A 19,037-nucleotide genomic window follows, 5' to 3' on the forward strand; every position below is an offset into this window, starting at 1 on the left:
GAAATGAAAGAATCACCAGCCCCGCATATACCCGCACGCCGCGGACTACTCGCAATATCACCCATACTCGTATTCCTGTTCTTTTATCTGGCTGTATCGGTAATCATAGGCGACTTCTACAAGATGCCTATCGCAGTCGCCCTGTTGCTCGGATCGGCATGGGCCGTAGTAATAATGCATGGCAAGCCACTGTCAGAGCGGGTAGAGATATTCTCCCGCGACGCAGGCAGTTCCAATGTGATGTATATGGTGTGGATATTCATCCTTGCCGGAGCCTTTGCCGCCCTCGCCCGTGAAATCGGCGCCATAGAGGCAACCGTACATCTCGCCCTGCGTTTCCTTCCGGTAGAGATGCTGATTCCAGGGCTTTTCGCTGCGGCATGCTTCATATCTCTTGCCATAGGCACATCTGTGGGCACGGTGGTGGCTCTGACCCCTTTGGCTGTAGAACTTGCACAGTCGGAGAGCGGCAACGTGCCGTTTTTCGTGGCCGTAGTGCTCGGAGGGGCCTTCTTCGGCGACAATCTCTCGTTTATCTCCGACACTACCATCGCAGCCACGCGCACCCAGGGATGCCGCATGCGCGACAAGTTCCGGGTTAACCTGTGGATAGCCCTTCCCGCAGCCGTAGCCTCACTTATATTATATGTGATACTCGGCGTCCGGCTACCCGACATGGCAAGCCTCTCCGGCTCAAATCCGCTGCTGGTAGCTCCATATCTGCTCATAATACTACTTGCACTCGCGGGTCTCAACGTCACGGTAGTGCTCTCCATAGGCATTGTAGTGGCAATCATCCTCGGGCTGTGCACCGGACATGACATAATAAGTCTGTTCGGATTCATGGGACGGGGAATAGACTCCGTGGGCCAGCTGATAATAATCACACTCCTTGCCGCCGGAATGCTGGGACTGATAAAAGCCGCCGGGGGCATCGACTATATACTCCAGGTGCTTACCCGACGTATACGCGGACCGCGCGGGGCCCAGGCCGGAATCGCACTCGTAGTCGGACTCGTCAACCTATGCACAGCCAATAATACCGTAGCCATAATTACCGTAGGGCAGCTCGCCTCATCCCTGTCAAAAAGATTCGGCGTCGACCCCAGAAAGGCGGCCTCGCTGCTCGACACCTCGTCGTGTATCGTGCAGAGCCTTATTCCCTATGGCGCACAGACACTCCTTGCCACATCGCTTGCATCCATATCTCCGGTAGCCACATGGCCCTATCTCTACTATCCATGGGCGCTTGCCGTGTTCCTTATCCTATCGGTGGTGTTCCGCTTCCCGCGGCTTGCCACCATATCTCCACCCGTATCCACAAATGATAATACCAATCCATAATTACAACATGAACCCACGTTTACGACTATCTGTCGCGACTGTAGCAGCAGCAGCTATCGTCATGACATCAGCCGCAATGGCTCAGGAAAAACGTTTCTATGCATCGGTCTACAGCACCAATGAATGGAAAGAGTATGTATATTCCGAGACCGGCATGTACAGCTTCCCCCTTGACAAATACAGCCGCACGCTGGTAAAAGAGGACTCCGACCTCGACGCCTCCGGAGGCGGCACAATGACCGAGGATTTCTATTTTTGTACCTCCGAAATCAACTACGGCGCATGGACCGATGTGACCCACTACACATTCAAGCCCGACTCCTGGCAACTGAATTCACAGCTGTTCGGCTCAATGCAGGGCGTAGCCACCGATCTCGCCTACGACCACACTACAGCACGCATATACGGATGCTTCGCCACCGACCCCGAACTTGGTGAGACAGAAGGAGAATTCGTGTTCGGCTCTCTCAACGAAGCCACCGGACAGCGCCTTGCCATCAGAAAAATCGACACACCTTGGATTGCACTCGGCTGCGACCGCTCAGGCGGCCTATATGCTGTAGACATGGGCGGCATACTCTGGAAGGTTGAGAAGACTACAGGCGCGACAGAGCAGATTGCCGACCTCGGAGTGACCGCCAACCGCCGCTCTACCGGAGCTTTCGACACCGAATCGGGCATATTCTATGTTGTGGTGACCAACGAGGATTCATCGACCATCGAAGAATATGGCTACAGCATTGGCAAGTCGGAGCTATATGCAGTCGACGTCACTGCAGGCTCTGCAAAGCTCGTATATGAGTTTGGCGACGGCGAGGCTGTAGGAGGCATGTATATACCCGGCCCGCTCTCCGATGACAACGCTCCCGCCCAAGCCACTGACTTCTCCGCCAGATTCTCCGACGGCGCCCTCAATGGCACTGTCTCGTTTACCATTCCCGACAAGACATTCGGCGGCAACACTCTGGAGGGTGACATAAAATATCTCGTGCGCGCCAACGGCTCACTATTCGCCCAGGGCACAGCCTCCCCGGGAACAAAAATCGAGGCCGACGGCAAAGTCGACGAGGACGGCGCATACGAAATCGAGCTTGAACTAACCAACGCCGCCGGTCGCGGGCCCAAATCGAAAATCTCACAATGGATAGGACATGATACACCCGTAAGCCTCTCCTCAGCCAATCTCACATACTCCGACGGAGCATTTACCCTGACATGGGCGCACCCGACATCTACGGAACATGGCGGCTACATGAACCATGCGATGCTCTCATATGACGTGACACGAATGCCCGACAACGTACGTGTGGCCACAGCCATCACCTCAACCGCCGTGACCGACCCTGTAGAGATACCCGCCTCAATGACCGGCTACAGCTACCGCATCGACATGTCATACCGCGGAGTGCCCGTATCCTCTCTCACCACCGACACCTACAACCTCGGTTCGGTATCACTCCCCTATGTCCTCGACTTCAACAGCGACGACAGCTTCGACGGCCTCACCATAATCGATGCCAACGGCGACCGCAACGAATGGTACCGCGAGGAATACTGGTATATCGAAGCAACCGACCTCGAGTGCACGGCCGCTCTATATCCCTATTCATCCGTCAACCGCGCCGACGACTGGATGATACTCCCCGCTATAATGTTTGAGAAAGGCATCACATATTCCGTTGAATTCCAGGTATCGACAGCGGGAGCCAACGAAAAGCTCGCACTCTATTTCGGCACCGCTCCATCGCCCGACGCCATGACCGGCAATATAATGCCTGTAAAGGAATATGAAAGCTATTGCTGCGTAGAAGAGAAGCACACATTCACGCCCGAGGCCTCAGGTCTGTATTACATAGGCTTCCATGCCTGCTCCGACCCCGATGGTGCAGGCCTTGGTATCCGCGACATCAAAGTCGACACTGCCGGCTCATCGGCAATCGAGGAGATATCTACGGAGACTACCTCCCCCACCACAGCAGTATACAATCTGCAGGGTGTGCAAGTCGACGACAACGCCCGCGGCGGCATATTCATTGAAGTAAAAGCTGACGGCACGACAAGAAAAATTGTACGTCGCTAATCCTCTCTGAATCATATTCTACAATATATTCCGACAGTGTGCACCGTCATACACCGACAGCCACTGTCGGAACTTTTGTATCATTATACACCGACGGATAATGCGCTCTAACGGCTCCTTCATCTTATCTTGCTGAGATAATGCAAAATGAGTCATAAAAAATTTTGCGGTTTGGAAAAGAAACCGTAATTTTGTCGCGCAAAATGCAAAATCTAAAAAAACAACATAAAATCAATAACTAAACATGATCATCGTACAAGTTAAAGAAGGCGAGAACATAGAAAGAGCTTTAAAGAAGTTTAAAAGAAAATTCGAAAAGACCGGCATCGTTAAAGAGCTTCGCAGCCGCCAGGCTTTTGAAAAGCCCTCCATCACCAACCGCAAGAAGATGATGAAGGCCGTCTACGTACAGAAACTGCGCATGGTCGAGGAGTAATCGACTCCTATTATTTTTATCCATATTATTTGGAAATATCCAAAGAAAGAGTTAAATTCGCTTTTGACCAAACATAGGAAGCCCACCTGCGGCATCCGTTGATAAAGCGAATCGACTCCATGATACTTGACTCTTTCTCGACATATATACGGTGTGAGCTGAATTATTCAGTCCACACCGTTTCTGCATATATGCGAGACCTCTCCCAATGGGCCGACTTCGCCACCGGCGGTCATCCCGAGCAGCTCGACCCGTTGAGCGTAACCACCTCCGATATAAGATTATGGATCGGACGTCTGGCCCGGCAGGGTGAAAGTCCGCGGACACTGAAGCGCAAGCTCTCTTCACTACGCACATTCTTCGGCTACATGATGAAACGCCACGGGATGATGTCGAACCCTGCGGCCGAACTCCACTCGGCAAAAGCCGACAAGCCTCTCCCGGTATACGTCCGTCAGTCGGAAATGGCATCAATGCTCGCTGACGATTTCGATACCGGCGACTTCACCTCCGTGCGCGACCGTCTCATCCTGCTTATGTTCTACTCGACAGGCATGCGCAGTTCTGAGCTGGAGACTCTGCTCGACAACGATGTAAACACCGCGAAAGGTGAACTAAAGGTAATGGGTAAACGTAATAAAGAAAGAATCATACCTTTCGGGGAAGAACTCTCGGAAATGATTGCAAAATACAGAAACCTGCGAGACACCACAGTAGGAGGCCTCCCCCCGGAACGCTTCTTCGTCAGGCCCGACGGACAGCCCTTGTACCGAAGGCTTATCTACAGGGTCGTACACGGAGCTTTGGAGGGACGCACGGTAGCAGCCCGGCAGAGCCCTCACGTACTGCGGCATTCATTCGCAAGCGATATGCTCAATAACGGTGCCGACCTCTTCTCAGTGCAACAGCTTCTCGGCCATAAATCATTAGAAACCACTCAGGTATATACTCATATTACCTACCAGGAACTTAAAAACAATTACCAACTGGCACATCCGCGTGCCGCAAAGAAAGGAGGACCCCATGGAAATTAACATCAAGTCAATCCACTTCGACGCAACAGAACAGCTCCAGAGCTTCATCGAGAAGAAACTAAATAAACTGGCTCGCCGCTTCGAGTCAATCACCAAAGCCGACGTAACACTGAAAGTAGTAAAACCGGAAACTTCCATGAACAAGGAGGCTGCCGTGAAACTGACCATTCCGATGCAGGAGGAATTCTACGCCTCGAAGATTGCCGACACCTTCGAGGAGGCTGTCGACCTCTCGCTCGAAGCAATCGAACGCCAGCTACAGCGTATCAAATCGCAGAAAGATTATTGATTGTATTTACAAGCCTGTATGCACTCTCCCGCTGTCAGGCCCCACTGAAAAAGCGGCGCCGCATCCTCTCCGATGCGGCGCCGCCGTTATAAAGAGCGGAAAATTTATCCGTTGTAATCAGCCGGAGCTACCGAGTGCCTTTTCTTGAACACACGCTGGAAATACTGCACATCGGAGTAGCCACACATTGCGGCAATATCCGACAGCGAAAGCGGCTCTCCGGTAGAGCGCGCACGCAAAAGCTGCTCGGCACGCTGCATGCGAGCCTCGATAAGCAGCTGGGTCGCCGAGATGCCAAGCTGAGCACGCAGATGACGGTTAAGAGTCGAACGGCTCACTGCGGCGGCATCAGCCATGCTGTCGACACCTGCGTCGGGGTTGTCTATGTTCTCTTCTATATAGCGCCTTACCCGGTTGAGGAAAGCTGTGTCCTCCGGTTTCTGCTCAGGGACAAGGGGAGCCATATCCTCAGGCGATGCTGTCAGGCAGTCACTATCCTGCATGGAACGCGCCTCCATCTCCCCGATTACCGCCATATACTTCTCAAGCAAGTCGCGACGCTGGCGATTGACATCGCGTATATACATTATTATATATACCGTCAGGCCGGCAAGCACTGCCACGACCAGCACAAACAATGCAGTGGCCCACCATGTCTCATACCAGTAAGGAGCTACCACCACGGAAAGCAGACGGTTATTATCGACCCATCGCCCGTATCTGTCGGTCGACTGCACCTCAAGCCAATGGGTGCCCGGGCTTAGATTAAACAAAGTGACGTTACGCACCGGTCCGGCGCCGGTCCATGGAGAGCCGTCAAGACGCGAACGATAAAGGATACCGCTATTGTCGGTATAATCTATAGCAGCAAAAGCTATCGATATATTGCGTTGGTCCGGCTCAAGAAAAAGTGTGTCACGAGATGCCAGACAAAAAGCCGGTGCCAGTCCGTTGACAGCCAGTGTAGTGAACACAAGCGGCGGCACATATCCCCGGCTGTATATATTGTGCGGTGTAGCACAGAAAGCGCCCTCCTCGGCGCCGATCACCCATGTGCCGTCGGGCAGCATCACAGGCTCAGTCTCGGCAAAGCGGCACGTGTCGTTCCAGAATGTACGCCCGAAATTCACCGTCTGCTCTGTCGATGGATTCAGAGCCATCACATGATTCCGACCTACAATCAACAACAATGTGTCGGACACAAGCGCCATAGCCCGGCACACATCGCTTGCAAGGGTGGAATTGCCTGTATTCAGATGTCGGAACTCCGGTTTGTCGTCAAACAGACGTTCCTCGCTTATAATATCGATTCCCGAGCTCTCCGTACCGACTATTATATTGCCGCGGGTATCCCTCGCCACACTCATCACGGCATTGCTGCACAAGCTCCCGGGACGGTTGCCGTCGCGCCTTACAGGCATCAGCCTCGTATTGCGGCAATCAGCGGAGTCTACAGTCCCGACAAGCAGCCCTTCGGTAGTAGCCGCAATTATATTGTCGGAAGGCGTGATGATAATCTTTCTCACTTTGTAGCCGCCCAACGACTCGGAAAGCTCCGGCTCCATGGCCTGCGGATTTTCGCAGCATTTCACTCCGGCACCGAACGTAGCTATCCACAGCCGTCCATACCTGTCCTCGGCCATATCGTATACCGCATCCGGCGATATGCTCTCTCCCCCATTCCTTATGAGAGCGCCCGGCTTGCCGCCTATCCATATGTCGCCATGACTCGTACGGTAGATGCAGTAAGGCGCAGTCTCAAGCGGAATGGTCCTGACAAGCGTCGAACTCCGGTCATACACATTTATACTATGATTATTGCGCAGCCCCACCCACAGCATGCTGTCGCGATCAACCATCAGCGAGCGCGGATGTGCGCCCGATGTACCGTCAAGCAACCTTGCCGGGTGATGCGGGAAACATGTCTTGTACAATCCCGACGGGTCAGCCCTCCAGATATTCCCCTGTCGGTCGGTCAGCCCCCTCCATGTGCGACCCATTTTTCCTTTAAGTGAATCCTTCCTCTCCTCAGGAATATCGCGGAAGGTGTATCGCGACAGGTCAAACTCATATATATCGTCATCGGTGCGGCACACAATGTTGCCCTGCTCAGAAAGCAGGATGTCACGTATGCGGTTGGTACCTATGGCCGCACTGTCACCCGGCCTGATTTTCATGCGGTGAAACTCATAGCCGTCGTAGCAGTCAAGACCGTTCCATGTAGCAAACCACATAAGCCCGTTTCCGTCCTGCAGACCGCCGCCGACAAGCGTACCCGACAATCCGTTGCTGTCGTCATACCGCACCGTACGGCAAGGCTCAGTCTGACGTGCGGTCAGGAAAAGCCCTGTCAGCAGAATAATCACTATAATGACAGTACGGCAATGGTTCATCAGTAGATTTTCGGTTCAATTCAGGCCAAAGATAGTGAAATTTCACTGTTCATGACCATTTTGAGCCGTTTTTCATGCCTGTTTGAGCCATTTTTCACGTCGGAACCTCACGTCTGACACTAATTTTGTATTCCGCATAATCATTCAAATATCCAACCTTTAAAATTGCAACGATGAAAACAATCAGAGCATTGCTGCTGGCACTGTCGACAGTAGTGGGCGTCCCCCATACAACTGTTGCCGCCGAGCAGACAACCGTAGTACATTGGGAGTTTACCTCAGGCTACAGCGAGACTAAAGATGGTGTATCCGCAGTCTACACCCCCGATGAATCGGGATGGACCGCATCAGCCAATCAGAAGTGGTCGGCACTACAGCCCTATTTCCTGCCCAACATCTCCGCTCTGCCTCAGGAGGAATGCCGGGTCACACTGCACACAAGCGACGGCAAATGGCAGCTGACATCAAGCGGTTCCACACCAAGCTATCTGCTCCGGCTCAACACAGCCTCGACCGACCGCTTCACGGACAAAGCCGACTATGCCGACCCGTCGAAGCACGACCAGTACTTTGAAGTGTCGCTCCCTACAAAGTCGCTTACAAATGTAAAAGTAAACTTTGCTATCGGTGACGGCTCAAGCTCAGCGACACCATTCGGAGTGGTATACTCGACCGACGGCGGCAACAGCTGGACTGTGCTCGACGACTATGTCGCCGCAAGCCACTGGAACAAATACAACGACGCCACATACTCCCTTGACGCCGACAACCGCGACAACCTCATCATACGCATGCTCATACAATCGGCAACAAAGACGAGCAACTACAATCTGAAATATGTCAACATCCTTGCCGATGACTTCCAGGGTCCCGAACTCGTAAGCATCACCCCCGCCGACGGCGATACAGGTGTAGTGCCCTCCGGAAAAGTGACAATGCTTTTCAACGAAAGCATCGTACTTAAAGACAACGCATCGGCCACACTTACCAACAATACCACCGGGACAGCACAAAGCATAGCGCCTGCAATCAGTAACACGAAAGCATCGTTCCCCTTCGAAGAGCTCGATCTGTCGACATCATACACATTCGTAATGCCGGCCAACTCATTCGTCGACCTCGCCGGCAACATCTGCGACAAAGAGTATCGCGCTACTTTCACCACTTCGGCAAACCGCCCCATAGAGCCACCGGTGCTTGAGAGCAAAAACAGACTGTGGTATAACCGTCCCGCCGGTTATTGGGAAGAAGCCCTTCCGCTCGGCAACGGACGCCTCGGAGCAATGGTAAGCGGCAGCGTGGCTGTAGACACCCTGCAACTTAACGAAGACACATTCTGGGGACAGTCGCCCAACACCAACCACAATCCCAAAGCCGCCTCCGTACTCAAGCAGGTGCAGGATTACATATTCTCCAAAGACTATGTGTCGGCACAGCGTCTGGCCATACCCAACTGGATGTCGGAGGGCTCCCACGGTGCCCAGTATCAGGCCGCAGGATGTGTGCTCGTAGGATTCCCCGGACATCGCTTCGACGATGAAGAGGGAGGAGCCACAACCGGCTCGAAAGACGTGCAGGCATATGTGCGCGACCTCGACATGTCACGCGCTGTAGCCACAACATCATATGTGGCCGACGGGGTGACCTACACACGCGAAGTGTTTACTTCGTTTGACGACAACGTGACCATAATGCGACTCAAGGCCTCCGAGCCCGGACACCTGAACTTCAACGTAAGCTATGCCGCTCCGGCAAAGACAAATATGGAGAAACTCGGTGTGAACATCATCACCGCCGACGGCATGATAAAGGCATCGCTCGTACCGGCTAAATCGCAGAGCGAGAATGTCGACAACAAACTTACATGCTTCACATTCATAAAGGTAATCAACGACGGTGGCACACAGACTGCATCATCCCGGCGCAACATCATACAGCAAGGTATCGTAGCCGGCAACACGGCTGCACCGGAGATTACCGTCAGCGACGCCACAAGCGCGACTGTCATCATTTCATCGGCCACGAATTTCGTGAGTTACAACGACATAAGCGACGATGCCGAGGCCAAGGCGCTTGAATACATCACCAAGTATCTCGACAAGCAGAAGGACTACGACACCACCCTTGCAGGACATACAAAAAAATACAAGGAGCAATTTGACCGTGTGAGCCTCGAACTGGGCGAAAATCCTGCACGCGAGACAAAGGACACCGAACAGCGCATCAAAGAATTCTACTCCGACCCCGACGACCCCGGACTCATAGAAAACTACTTCCAGTTCGGACGTTATCTTCTCATATGCTCGTCGCAGCCCGGCACACAGCCGGCCAACCTTCAGGGAATATGGAATCCCAACGCCCGCCAGTATCCGGCATGGGACTCCAAGTATACCACCAATATCAATGTCGAGATGAACTACTGGGCAGCCGAGGTAGCCAATCTGTCGGAATGCCACGACCCCTTCATCGAGATGGTAAAGGATGTAGCCGAAACCGGCGCGCAGACAGCACGCGAGATGTACGGAGCACGCGGTTGGGTTCTACACCACAATACCGACCTTTGGCGCACGACAGGCGCTGTCGACAACGGCCCCGTAGGCATATGGCCGACATGCAACGCTTGGTTCTGCTCTCACCTCTGGGAGAAATATCTCTTCTCGGGCGACAAGGCATATCTCGCCGAGGTGTATCCCGTAATGAAAGGATGTGCCGAGTTCTTCCGGGATTTTCTTGTCGAGGACCCAAACTCGGGATATATGGTAGTATGTCCGTCAAACTCTCCCGAAAATCATCCCGGGCTCTACTCTTACACCAACGATGCCGGCTCCAAAGTAAATGTGGCTCTGTTCGGGGGTGTGGCCATGGACAACCAGATGGTATATGACATTCTCAAAAACACCGCCGAGGCTGCCGGAATTCTCGGCAAGGATGCCGACTTCGCCAAGGAGCTTGATACACTCAGAGCACGCCTCACACCATATAAGATAGGTAAATACGGCCAGGTACAGGAATGGCAGGAAGACTGGGACCGCGAATCGACCTCTCACCGACATCTCTCGCACCTCTGGGGCGCATACCCCGGCAACCAGGTGTCGCCCTACGAGAACCCGACTCTGTTTCAGGGAGTGCACAAGTCGCTCACCGGGCGAGGCGATGCCGCACGCGGATGGTCGATGGGGTGGAAGGTATGTGCCTGGGCACGCATGCTCGACGGCAACCACGCTCTGTCAATTATAAAGAACCAGTTGCGACTGGTATCGCCCGACATCACCATGTCGGACCCCAATGGAGGCACCTACGCCAACATGTTTGACGCGCATGCACCGTTTCAGATCGACGGCAACTTCGGATGCTGTGCAGGCATAGCCGAAATGCTGCTGCAATCTCACGCCGGATTCGTGCACCTGCTCCCCGCCCTACCGGACCGCTGGGCTGAAGGAACTGTAGCGGGACTGCGCGCACGCGGAGGATTTGAAATCGTGTCGCTCTCATGGAAAGGGGGCATCGTCGACAATGTAAAAATCAGGTCGACAATCGGAGGAAACCTGCGACTACGGTCCAACACACCCCTGTTCATGGCCGACAGCACTCCACTCACAGCCGCCGAAGGCACCAATACCAACGAGCTGACACAGCCTTACGGTATGCCCGACCCGATTGTGGCCGACAGCAAAAAGATACCGGACACCATACTGCCTCAGACATATCTCTACGACATCCCGACAGTGGCCGGTGAGGAGATTGAGCTGACAGCAAACAGCACATCGTCGATTGCCGGAATTATCGATAACAATACCATCGCCACAGAGTCGGATGAAGCCTACAGCCTGTCAGGCATAAAAGTCAACAGCGACTACAAAGGCATCGTGATAAGGAACGGCAACAAATACATGAACCGCTAACCGGTAAAACTCCTAATTTCAACAACAACGCCGTGCGTTTCAATATGCTGAAACGCACGGCGTTAATATTATATCTAATGACTTTCGGTTAAAGCATAGCAAGCGCTTTGCGTATGGCCGACTCAACTTTGATTGCGGGCTCGGCCTCAAATAGTTTCTTAAGCACCTTCTGAGAAGCCGGTTTGGGAAATCCGAGCATAACAAGAGCGGCAAGAGCCTCCTCAAACACCTCGGAGTCGGCAGTCGCCAATGGAAGCGTGGCGTCGTCGGATGGATGCACCTTGTCTTTGAGGTCGACAATCACGCGCTCGGCAGTCTTGGCACCGATGCCTTTGACAGCTTTCAGACGGCGCGTATCTCCTGCTACAATCACCTGCTCAAGTTCAGCCACAGGAATCGACGACAGCATTATGCGTGCGGTCGACGCCCCTACTCCGCTTACTCCGATAAGGAGGCGGAACAGCGCTCGCTCACGCTCTTCGGTAAATCCATAGAGCAGCCATGCATCCTCGCGTATCACCTCGTGACACAGCAACTTCACCGTAGCATGAGCAGACAGCGCCTCCTCAAGCACAGTATATGTAGGCAGTGTGATGGAAAGCGAATAAGCCACACCTCCGGCTGTCTCGACAACGGCGTCGGTCGGGGTAAGCTCCATCAGAGCGCCCTTGACATATTCAATCATCGCGCAGCGTCAGATAAGTTTGGCCAGACTATCGGTAGTACGCGCCACATCCTCGTCGGTCACTTCATAGTTGGCAAGGTCGCCCGCTATATACTGGTCGTAGGCTGCCATGTCGATAAGTCCGTGGCCCGAGAGATTGAACAATATTACCGGAGCGGTACCCTCCTCGTTGGCACGCTTTGCCTCGCGGATGGCAGCTGCAATCGCATGCGAACTTTCGGGGGCCGGGATAATGCCTTCGGCGCGTGCAAAAAGTGTGGCTGCGGCAAATGTCTCAAGCTGGGGTATGTCGACAGCGTCAATCATGCCGTCGCTGCGCAACTGGCTGACGACAGCTCCCGCACCATGATAGCGGAGACCGCCGGCATGTATATTGGCCGGAGAGAAATCGTGGCCGAGGGTATACATCGGAATAAGCGGAGTATAACCGGCCTCATCGCCGAAATCGTACTGCAGCACACCGCGTGTCAGTTTAGGACACGACGAAGGCTCTGCTGCAACAAAACGCGTGGAGCGCTCTCCCGAAAAGTTATGGCGCATGAACGGGAAGGATATGCCCGAAAAGTTAGAGCCGCCGCCGAAGCATCCGATAACAATGTCGGGATACTCTCCGGCCATCTCCATCTGTTTCTCAGCCTCCAGGCCGATTACAGTCTGGTGGAGTGCCACATGATTGAGCACCGAGCCGAGCACATACTTGCAGTTGGGGGTCGACATGGCAAGCTCTACGGCCTCGGAGATAGCAGTACCAAGCGAACCTTGGTAATTGGGATGCTCGGTGATAATCTTGCGCCCGGCCTTGGTCGACATCGATGGTGAGGCTATCACTTCGGCTCCATAGGTCTGCATGATTGAGCGTCGGTACGGCTTCTGGTTGAACGAAATCTTCACCATATACACAGCCAGTTCAAGACCGAAATGCTTGGCGGCAAGCGAAAGAGCGGCACCCCATTGGCCGGCGCCTGTCTCGGTAGTGATATTGGTCACTCCCTGTTTCTTGGCATAGTAAGCCTGCGGCACAGCTGAATTAAGTTTGTGGGAGCCTACAGGACTTACACTCTCGTTCTTAAAATATATGTGGGCCTTTGTGTCGAGGGCCTTCTCGAGACCGCGTGCACGCACCAGCGGTGTCGGACGCCATATGCGGTACATGTCGCGCACCTCGTCGGGAATCTCAATCCATGTATCAGTCGTATTGAATTCCTGGCGTGAAGCCTCCTCGGTAAAAAGCGGCATCAGATCCTCGGCAGTCAGAGGCTCATGAGTGGCAGGATTGAGCATCGGGCGCGGTTTTACCGGCATCTCGGCCAGCACATTATACCATGCGGTAGGTATATCTTTCTCCGACAGAAGAATTTTTTTTGATTCCATCGTGTATTAATTATTGTTGGGGTTAAGTATAGACTGGAGTTCGCGGTCGGTATCCGTCAGACGTCGGCGGCATTCCGTCAGCAATTCTGTGGCGCGTCGTGTATAAGCGGCAAGGAGGTCGATATCAAGCGAATCGGCCTGCATCATCCGCAATATTTCTTCTATCTCCGCTACAGCCTGTGTGTAGGTCATATCGGCGACAGGGGTAAATTTAGGTACCATATTGTGTTTATGACAATTATTTAGAGCATGAGTAAAAATGCCTTTATTATTCAACTATTGAAGTGACAGTGCCGCCGGCGAGTGTGGTGTGGAGCACATCGCCCGGAACTACCTGCGACGGATCGGTGACGGCGTGTCCGCCTACACGTGTTATTGAGTAGCCTCTGCGCAGAGTGGCCTCGGGCGACAATGCGTCGAGCAACTGTGCGAGAGCCTCTATCCTGTTGCGGCGCGCCGACAGTGTGGCCGAGGAAGCAGCGGCCAGAGTGGCCCCGTACTTTTCGAGATTCACACGTCGCGGCGTGGTTATCCCGCTTGCTATCTGACGCAATGCGAGAGTGAGACGGTCGATTCTGGCCACATGCGGAGCTGTAGCCCTTGACGACAGTTGCTGAAGGGCGAGGGCCAGACGGTCGGCCCGCGAAGACGCACGTGCGAGCATTGCGGCCGGAAGAGCGGGAAGACGCCCCTCGATAGCACCGAGTTGCTCCTTGCATCCTCCCAGATATCCCGACACGGCGAGCGCGATATCACGTCCGAGCGAATCGAGCCGGTCGATACATTCCTTGCCTTTAGCCAACAGCCACTCGGCGGCGGCTGTAGGAGTCTTCACACGTATGCATGCCACATAGTCAAGCACTGTCACATCGCGTTCGTGGCCGATGCCTACCATTACCGGCAGCGGAAAGCGGGCCACGGTGGCGGCAAGGTCATAATCCTCAAAACCGAGCAGGTCGGAGGTAGCTCCTCCGCCACGGATAATCACCACAATATCCCAGTCGGTCTGTTCGCGCTCTACCGTGGCGAGAGCCTCCATTACTGAGCGTGCGGTGCGCTCGCCCTGCATGATGGCCGGAAACAGGCGCGTGACAAAGCGCAGACGCAGAGGTGATGCCGACAACTGATTCATGAAGTCGCCGAAACCGGCTGCTCCTGGAGCCGATATCACAGCCACACGCAAAGTAGGTTCGGCCGGTACGAGAGAGCGGTTCATGTCGAAAATGCCCTCCGATTTCAGCCGTGCTATCATCTCGTTGCGCCGCCGTATCAAGTCGCCCATCGTATAGTCGGGATTGACGGCATTGATTACCAGCGACATGCCGTAGACGGCATGCATCGACACGCTCAGGCGTACCATCACCTTCAGTCCGGTAACGAAATCCTGTCCGGTAGCCGCATAGAATCCCGACCGTATGGCCGGAAATGCGCTCGCCCAGATTGCCGCCCGTGCTTTTGCCAGAGTACGTCCGGTAGCCGGGTCCTTCTGCAGGAGCTCCATGTAGCAGTGGCCTGAGCGCACGGCCACATCCGACAGTTCGGCCGTCACCCATACGTTCTGGGTGTCGGGCGTCACAATAAGGCGTGCGATACGCTGGTTGAGTTGCAGTAGGGTCAGTGGTTCCAAAGCCTTGTTGGGTAAATATACAGATTTGCTGACATTATTTCACAGGAACGAACCGTGACGAGTTCCACTTGTAGGTGATTGACGGAAGCAGATATGGCTTAACAAGTCCGTAAACATCATCCGACAGGAAGTCGGAGAGTCGGTTGGTAAGCACAAGCGTATCGGTTTCGGGTGAATACTGCGCCGAGGCAAGCATAAACGGTACCTGCGACTCCACCACATCAGCCTGTTTCTTACCCTCGGGAGTAAGCCATGCCGACACTGCCGGCATAGCAAAAGAGGAGCCCGACAAGGGCTTCCAGTCGCGGTCATATACAGAAACACGGCTGTCAGGCGTCGGAGTCATTACAGTCTCTATGCACACGATGGCCGTGTCGCCGCGCATAGGCAACAGGGCTATCTGGCATTCAGAACCTGATGTGACAGAGACCGATACCGACATCGGTGAGAGCGCCGTTATACGCGACTGCCCCTGCATGACGTTTTTCGAGGCCGTGGCCGACCCGCTGTTGTAGTAGTCAATCATGTCGAGGCGCGTGATATAGTCGATAAGTGGCAATACCGACGCCGGTGCGCTGCTGAACGCCTCAGTGGCGGTAAGCTGCGGATAAGCCATGGCAAATGATGCCATAGCCGCGATAAATATAATCAGTCTGCGCATAACTTTCTGTTAAAAAAAATCCGTAGAAGATATCCAAAGTTATAAAATCTTCTACGGAAACAAGCATTTTACTTGTGTTTTTTACCTTTCTTAATAAATTTATCATAGTTCCCGGCCGGTTTCCGTCGTGCCGGCTTACCGGCTCGCGGCGCTCCGTCACCCGATGGCGCCTCTTTCTTTCGGCGCGACGCATGCGTATAGTCCTTTTCGGGATCGGCAATCTCTGCATACAGTTTGTTGCCTACAAACTCATGTCCCGTAAGAGCCTCGACCACCCGGCGGGCATCGGACTTCTTGACGTCGAACAGCGAGTAGCCGGGCATCAAGTCGATACGGCCCACGTCGACACGCTGACCGGAGACCGTATGGTTAAGGATGTCGATGAGGTTTCCTGCAAAGAATCCGTCGCTTTTTCCGGCATTGACATATATGCGTGCCATGCCCCTGTCGGCGGTACGGCGGTCTTTTTCTTTGGGAGATATCGTCTTGTCCTTATCCTTGCGTCCACGTCCGGCAGGCTTCTCGTCGATATAGTCGATTTTAGGCGCATCCTTGTAGTAGTCGAGCAGACGATTGAACTCAAGCGACAGTATGCGTTTGAGCAAATCCTGCTGCGACAGCCATCCGAGTTTGCGCTCCACTCCGGTGAAGTAGCGCGATATCTGGTCGTCGTCGACCTGCACGCGCTCCAGACGGTCGGCAAGATTGTAGAGCTGCTTCTCTATGATATGGTCGGGAGTAGGCACATCCTTGCGTTCGAAGGTCTTGCCTATGCGCTTCTCTATGTCGCGCAGTTTGCCGCGCTCGCGCGAATGGATTATGGCAATCGATATGCCGGTCTTTCCGGCGCGTCCGGTACGCCCCGAGCGGTGGGTGTATGTGGCCACATCATCGGGAAGTCCGTAATTAATGACATGAGTAAGGTCGCTCACGTCGAGGCCGCGTGCGGCTACATCGGTGGCGACAAGTATGCGCAACACATGATCGCGAAATTTCTTCATCACCATATCGCGCTGCTGCTGCGAGAGCTCTCCGTGGAGAGAGTCGGCATTGTAGCCGTCCTGTATGAGCCAGTCGGCAATCTCCTGTGTCTCCTTACGTGTACGGCAGAACACGATAGCGTATATGTTGGGATTGTCGTCGGCAATACGCTTCAGGGCGAGGTACTTGTCGCGCGCATGTACCATATAGTATATATGGCGCACATTCTCGGCCCCGGAGTTTTTTACACCTACCACAAATTCCTGCGGATTGTTCATGAACCGCTGGGCGATACGGGCTATTTCCTTGGGCATGGTGGCAGAGAACATCAGCATCTTGCGGTTGTCGGGCACATGGGTGAGGATGTCGTTGATATCGTCGACGAATCCCATGTTGAGCATCTCGTCGGCCTCGTCGAGGATTACTGTGTGCACCTCGGTCAGGTTTACTACACCTCGGTTGATGAGGTCGATAAGTCGGCCGGGGGTAGCCACGATAATCTGCACACCCTGTCGAAGCGAGCGTATCTGGCTCTCTATACTTGACCCTCCATACACCGGGAGCACCTTAAGGGAGGGCATGTATTTGGAGAAGTCGGCCAGATCGCTGCTGATCTGCAGACACAGTTCGCGTGTAGGCGCTATTATGAGCGCCTGCGGAGCGTTGACATGAGTGTCGGTGCGCTGCAGCACCGGGAGTCCGAATGCGGCAGTCTTGCCCGTGCCGGTCTGTGCGAGCGCCACAACGTCGCCATCCTCATTCAGCAGATGGGGTATCACCATCTCCTGTACAGGCATCGGGGTTTCAAACCCCATTTCTTCGATAGCGCGGCGCAGGGGTTCACTTACGCCTAATTGTTCAAATGTTTTTGTCATTTTTCTCTCATAAATATGTTGACCGGAGTCCCCGTAAAGTCCCATTTCTCACGGATCTTGTTCTCAAGATAGCGGCGATAGGGTTCCTTTACCCACTGGGGAAGGTTGCAGAAGAAAACGAATGTCGGGATTATCGATTCCTTAAGCATGGTCACATACTTGATCTTGATATACTTGCCCTTGTTGGCGGGTGGCGGATAGGCTCCGATTACCTCCTGCATATAGGTGTTGAGCTGGGAGGTAGGTATGATGCGGTTGCGGTTGTGGTAGACATTTACGGCTGTCTCCAGCACCTTGAAAATACGCTGTTTTGTAAGCGCTGACCCGAATATAATCGGGAAGTCGGTAAAGGGGGCGAAACGCTGGCGTATAGTCTGCTCGAAGTGGCGGATGGACTCATTGGACTTGTCGGCCACGAGATCCCATTTGTTGACACACACCACAAGGCCTTTCTTGTTGCGCTGTATCAGCGAGAATATGTTGACGTCCTGAGCCTCGATTCCTCGTGTGGCATCTATCATAAGGATACACACGTCGGAAGCCTCGATAGAGCGTATCGAGCGGATTACAGAGTAATACTCGATATCCTCGTTGACTTTGGTCTTCTTACGGATACCGGCGGTATCCACAAGATAGAAGTCGAAGCCAAACTTATTGTAGCGGGTATAGATAGAGTCGCGTGTAGTGCCTGCGATATCGGTCACGATATTGCGGTCCTCGCCTATAAATGCATTGATAATAGATGACTTTCCGGCGTTCGGGCGTCCTACAATCGCAAATTTAGGGATACTCTCGAGGCGCTCTTCCTCGCCGTCGTCCTCCGGCAGATCCTTTACAATCTCGTCAAGAAGGTCGCCGGTGCCGGAACCGTTGGAAGCCGATACCGTAAACGGGTCTCCGAGACCGAGCTTGTAGAATTCCGGAACATTGTAAATCCAGTCGTTGGAATCCACCTTGTTGGCCACAAGTATGACAGGCTTCTTGGAGCGACGCAGGATTTCAGCCACATGATCGTCAAGGTCAGTGACTCCGTTCATCGCATCGACTACAAAAAGTATTACATCAGCCTCTTCTATTGCCAGCTGCACCTGCTTGTTGATTTCCGATTCAAATATATCTTCGGAGTTTACTACCCATCCGCCGGTATCGACAATTGAAAATTCCTTGCCAATCCAGTCGACCTTACCATACTGGCGGTCGCGTGTTGTACCGGCCATATCGTCGACTATCGCTGTGCGGGTCTGGGTGAGACGGTTGAAAAGCGTGGATTTGCCCACGTTAGGTCGTCCGACTATTGCTACGAGTCTTCCCATTATATTCTATATATTTTTTCAAACTGCAAATTTAACATTTTTAAAG

Annotated in this window: 14 protein-coding genes; 6 read left to right on the forward strand and 8 right to left on the reverse strand. The window is 53.6% G+C overall.

The window, feature by feature from the left end:
- The first annotated feature begins 3 nt into the window (after positions 1-3).
- The 5 genes from ADH68_RS03595 to hpf all read left to right on the forward strand — a co-directional run bounded on the left by ADH68_RS03595 (position 4) and on the right by hpf (position 5,183).
- Positions 4-1,344 (forward strand): Na+/H+ antiporter NhaC family protein, encoded by a 1,341-nt coding sequence (locus ADH68_RS03595; RefSeq protein ID WP_068959770.1) that lies wholly within the window; start codon positions 4-6, stop codon positions 1,342-1,344.
- Positions 1,345-1,351: 7 nt separating this feature from the next.
- Positions 1,352-3,424, forward strand: coding sequence for a hypothetical protein (locus ADH68_RS03600; RefSeq protein WP_133165662.1), 2,073 nt, complete (start codon positions 1,352-1,354; stop codon positions 3,422-3,424).
- 244 nt (positions 3,425-3,668) lie between these two features.
- Positions 3,669-3,860, forward strand: a complete 192-nt coding sequence (gene rpsU / locus ADH68_RS03605; protein ID WP_068959768.1) for a 30S ribosomal protein S21 — start codon at positions 3,669-3,671, stop codon at positions 3,858-3,860.
- Positions 3,861-3,979: 119 nt separating this feature from the next.
- Positions 3,980-4,894: a tyrosine-type recombinase/integrase gene (locus ADH68_RS03610; RefSeq protein ID WP_068961941.1), complete on the forward strand. Its 915-nt coding sequence runs from the start codon at positions 3,980-3,982 to the stop codon at positions 4,892-4,894.
- Positions 4,884-5,183, forward strand: a complete 300-nt coding sequence (hpf, locus tag ADH68_RS03615; protein ID WP_068959767.1) for a ribosome hibernation-promoting factor, HPF/YfiA family — start codon at positions 4,884-4,886, stop codon at positions 5,181-5,183. The genes ADH68_RS03610 and hpf overlap by 11 nt, the downstream gene beginning before the upstream one ends.
- Before the next feature lie 104 nt (positions 5,184-5,287).
- Here hpf and ADH68_RS03620 read toward each other — a convergent pair whose 3' ends face one another.
- Entirely contained in the window at positions 5,288-7,576 is a 2,289-nt protein-coding gene (locus ADH68_RS03620; RefSeq protein WP_068959766.1) for an AraC family transcriptional regulator, read from the reverse strand.
- A gap of 173 nt (positions 7,577-7,749) precedes the next feature.
- Between ADH68_RS03620 and ADH68_RS03625 the strand changes: the two genes are divergently transcribed.
- The gene (locus ADH68_RS03625; protein WP_068959765.1) at positions 7,750-11,478 is read left to right on the forward strand and encodes a glycosyl hydrolase family 95 catalytic domain-containing protein; all 3,729 of its coding nucleotides are present in this window, start codon (positions 7,750-7,752) and stop codon (positions 11,476-11,478) included.
- Between the two features lie 88 nt (positions 11,479-11,566).
- On the opposite strand, the gene ruvA is transcribed toward ADH68_RS03625, so the two are convergent.
- The 7 genes from ruvA to der form a co-directional block, all read right to left on the reverse strand.
- On the reverse strand, positions 11,567-12,163 hold the full coding sequence (gene ruvA / locus ADH68_RS03630) for a Holliday junction branch migration protein RuvA (RefSeq protein WP_068959764.1): 597 nt from the start codon (positions 12,161-12,163) through the stop codon (positions 11,567-11,569).
- Between the two features lie 9 nt (positions 12,164-12,172).
- Entirely contained in the window at positions 12,173-13,534 is a 1,362-nt protein-coding gene (locus tag ADH68_RS03635) for a TrpB-like pyridoxal phosphate-dependent enzyme (protein ID WP_068959763.1), read from the reverse strand.
- A gap of 6 nt (positions 13,535-13,540) precedes the next feature.
- Positions 13,541-13,756 (reverse strand): exodeoxyribonuclease VII small subunit, encoded by a 216-nt coding sequence (xseB, locus tag ADH68_RS03640; RefSeq protein WP_068959762.1) that lies wholly within the window; start codon positions 13,754-13,756, stop codon positions 13,541-13,543.
- Positions 13,757-13,802: 46 nt separating this feature from the next.
- Complete coding sequence (xseA, locus tag ADH68_RS03645) at positions 13,803-15,161, reverse strand: exodeoxyribonuclease VII large subunit (RefSeq protein ID WP_068959761.1); 1,359 nt, start codon at positions 15,159-15,161, stop codon at positions 13,803-13,805.
- 34 nt (positions 15,162-15,195) lie between these two features.
- A complete protein-coding gene (locus tag ADH68_RS03650; protein ID WP_068959760.1) occupies positions 15,196-15,822 on the reverse strand; it encodes a DUF3256 family protein in 627 nt (208 codons plus the stop codon).
- Positions 15,823-15,890: 68 nt separating this feature from the next.
- Entirely contained in the window at positions 15,891-17,678 is a 1,788-nt protein-coding gene (locus tag ADH68_RS03655; RefSeq protein WP_068959759.1) for a DEAD/DEAH box helicase, read from the reverse strand.
- Positions 17,675-18,991 (reverse strand): ribosome biogenesis GTPase Der, encoded by a 1,317-nt coding sequence (gene der / locus ADH68_RS03660; RefSeq protein WP_068959758.1) that lies wholly within the window; start codon positions 18,989-18,991, stop codon positions 17,675-17,677. Before der ends, ADH68_RS03655 begins: the two co-directional genes overlap by 4 nt.
- Positions 18,992-19,037 lie beyond the last annotated feature (46 nt).

Source organism: Muribaculum intestinale (assembly GCF_002201515.1).
Lineage (GTDB): Bacteria > Bacteroidota > Bacteroidia > Bacteroidales > Muribaculaceae > Muribaculum > Muribaculum intestinale.

What these genes read in the sequence shown, in the direction of transcription:
- ADH68_RS03595 (WP_068959770.1), top strand. Translation starts at nt 4, where the DNA reads ATGAAAGAATCACCAGCCCCGCATATACCCGCACGCCGCGGACTACTC.
- ADH68_RS03600 (WP_133165662.1), top strand. Translation starts at nt 1,352, where the DNA reads ATGAACCCACGTTTACGACTATCTGTCGCGACTGTAGCAGCAGCAGCT.
- rpsU (WP_068959768.1), top strand. Translation starts at nt 3,669, where the DNA reads ATGATCATCGTACAAGTTAAAGAAGGCGAGAACATAGAAAGAGCTTTA.
- ADH68_RS03610 (WP_068961941.1), top strand. Translation starts at nt 3,980, where the DNA reads ATGATACTTGACTCTTTCTCGACATATATACGGTGTGAGCTGAATTAT.
- hpf (WP_068959767.1), top strand. Translation starts at nt 4,884, where the DNA reads ATGGAAATTAACATCAAGTCAATCCACTTCGACGCAACAGAACAGCTC.
- ADH68_RS03620 (WP_068959766.1), bottom strand. Translation starts at nt 7,576, where the DNA reads ATGAACCATTGCCGTACTGTCATTATAGTGATTATTCTGCTGACAGGG.
- ADH68_RS03625 (WP_068959765.1), top strand. Translation starts at nt 7,750, where the DNA reads ATGAAAACAATCAGAGCATTGCTGCTGGCACTGTCGACAGTAGTGGGC.
- ruvA (WP_068959764.1), bottom strand. Translation starts at nt 12,163, where the DNA reads ATGATTGAATATGTCAAGGGCGCTCTGATGGAGCTTACCCCGACCGAC.
- ADH68_RS03635 (WP_068959763.1), bottom strand. Translation starts at nt 13,534, where the DNA reads ATGGAATCAAAAAAAATTCTTCTGTCGGAGAAAGATATACCTACCGCA.
- xseB (WP_068959762.1), bottom strand. Translation starts at nt 13,756, where the DNA reads ATGGTACCTAAATTTACCCCTGTCGCCGATATGACCTACACACAGGCT.
- ADH68_RS03650 (WP_068959760.1), bottom strand. Translation starts at nt 15,822, where the DNA reads ATGCGCAGACTGATTATATTTATCGCGGCTATGGCATCATTTGCCATG.
- ADH68_RS03655 (WP_068959759.1), bottom strand. Translation starts at nt 17,678, where the DNA reads ATGACAAAAACATTTGAACAATTAGGCGTAAGTGAACCCCTGCGCCGC.
- der (WP_068959758.1), bottom strand. Translation starts at nt 18,991, where the DNA reads ATGGGAAGACTCGTAGCAATAGTCGGACGACCTAACGTGGGCAAATCC.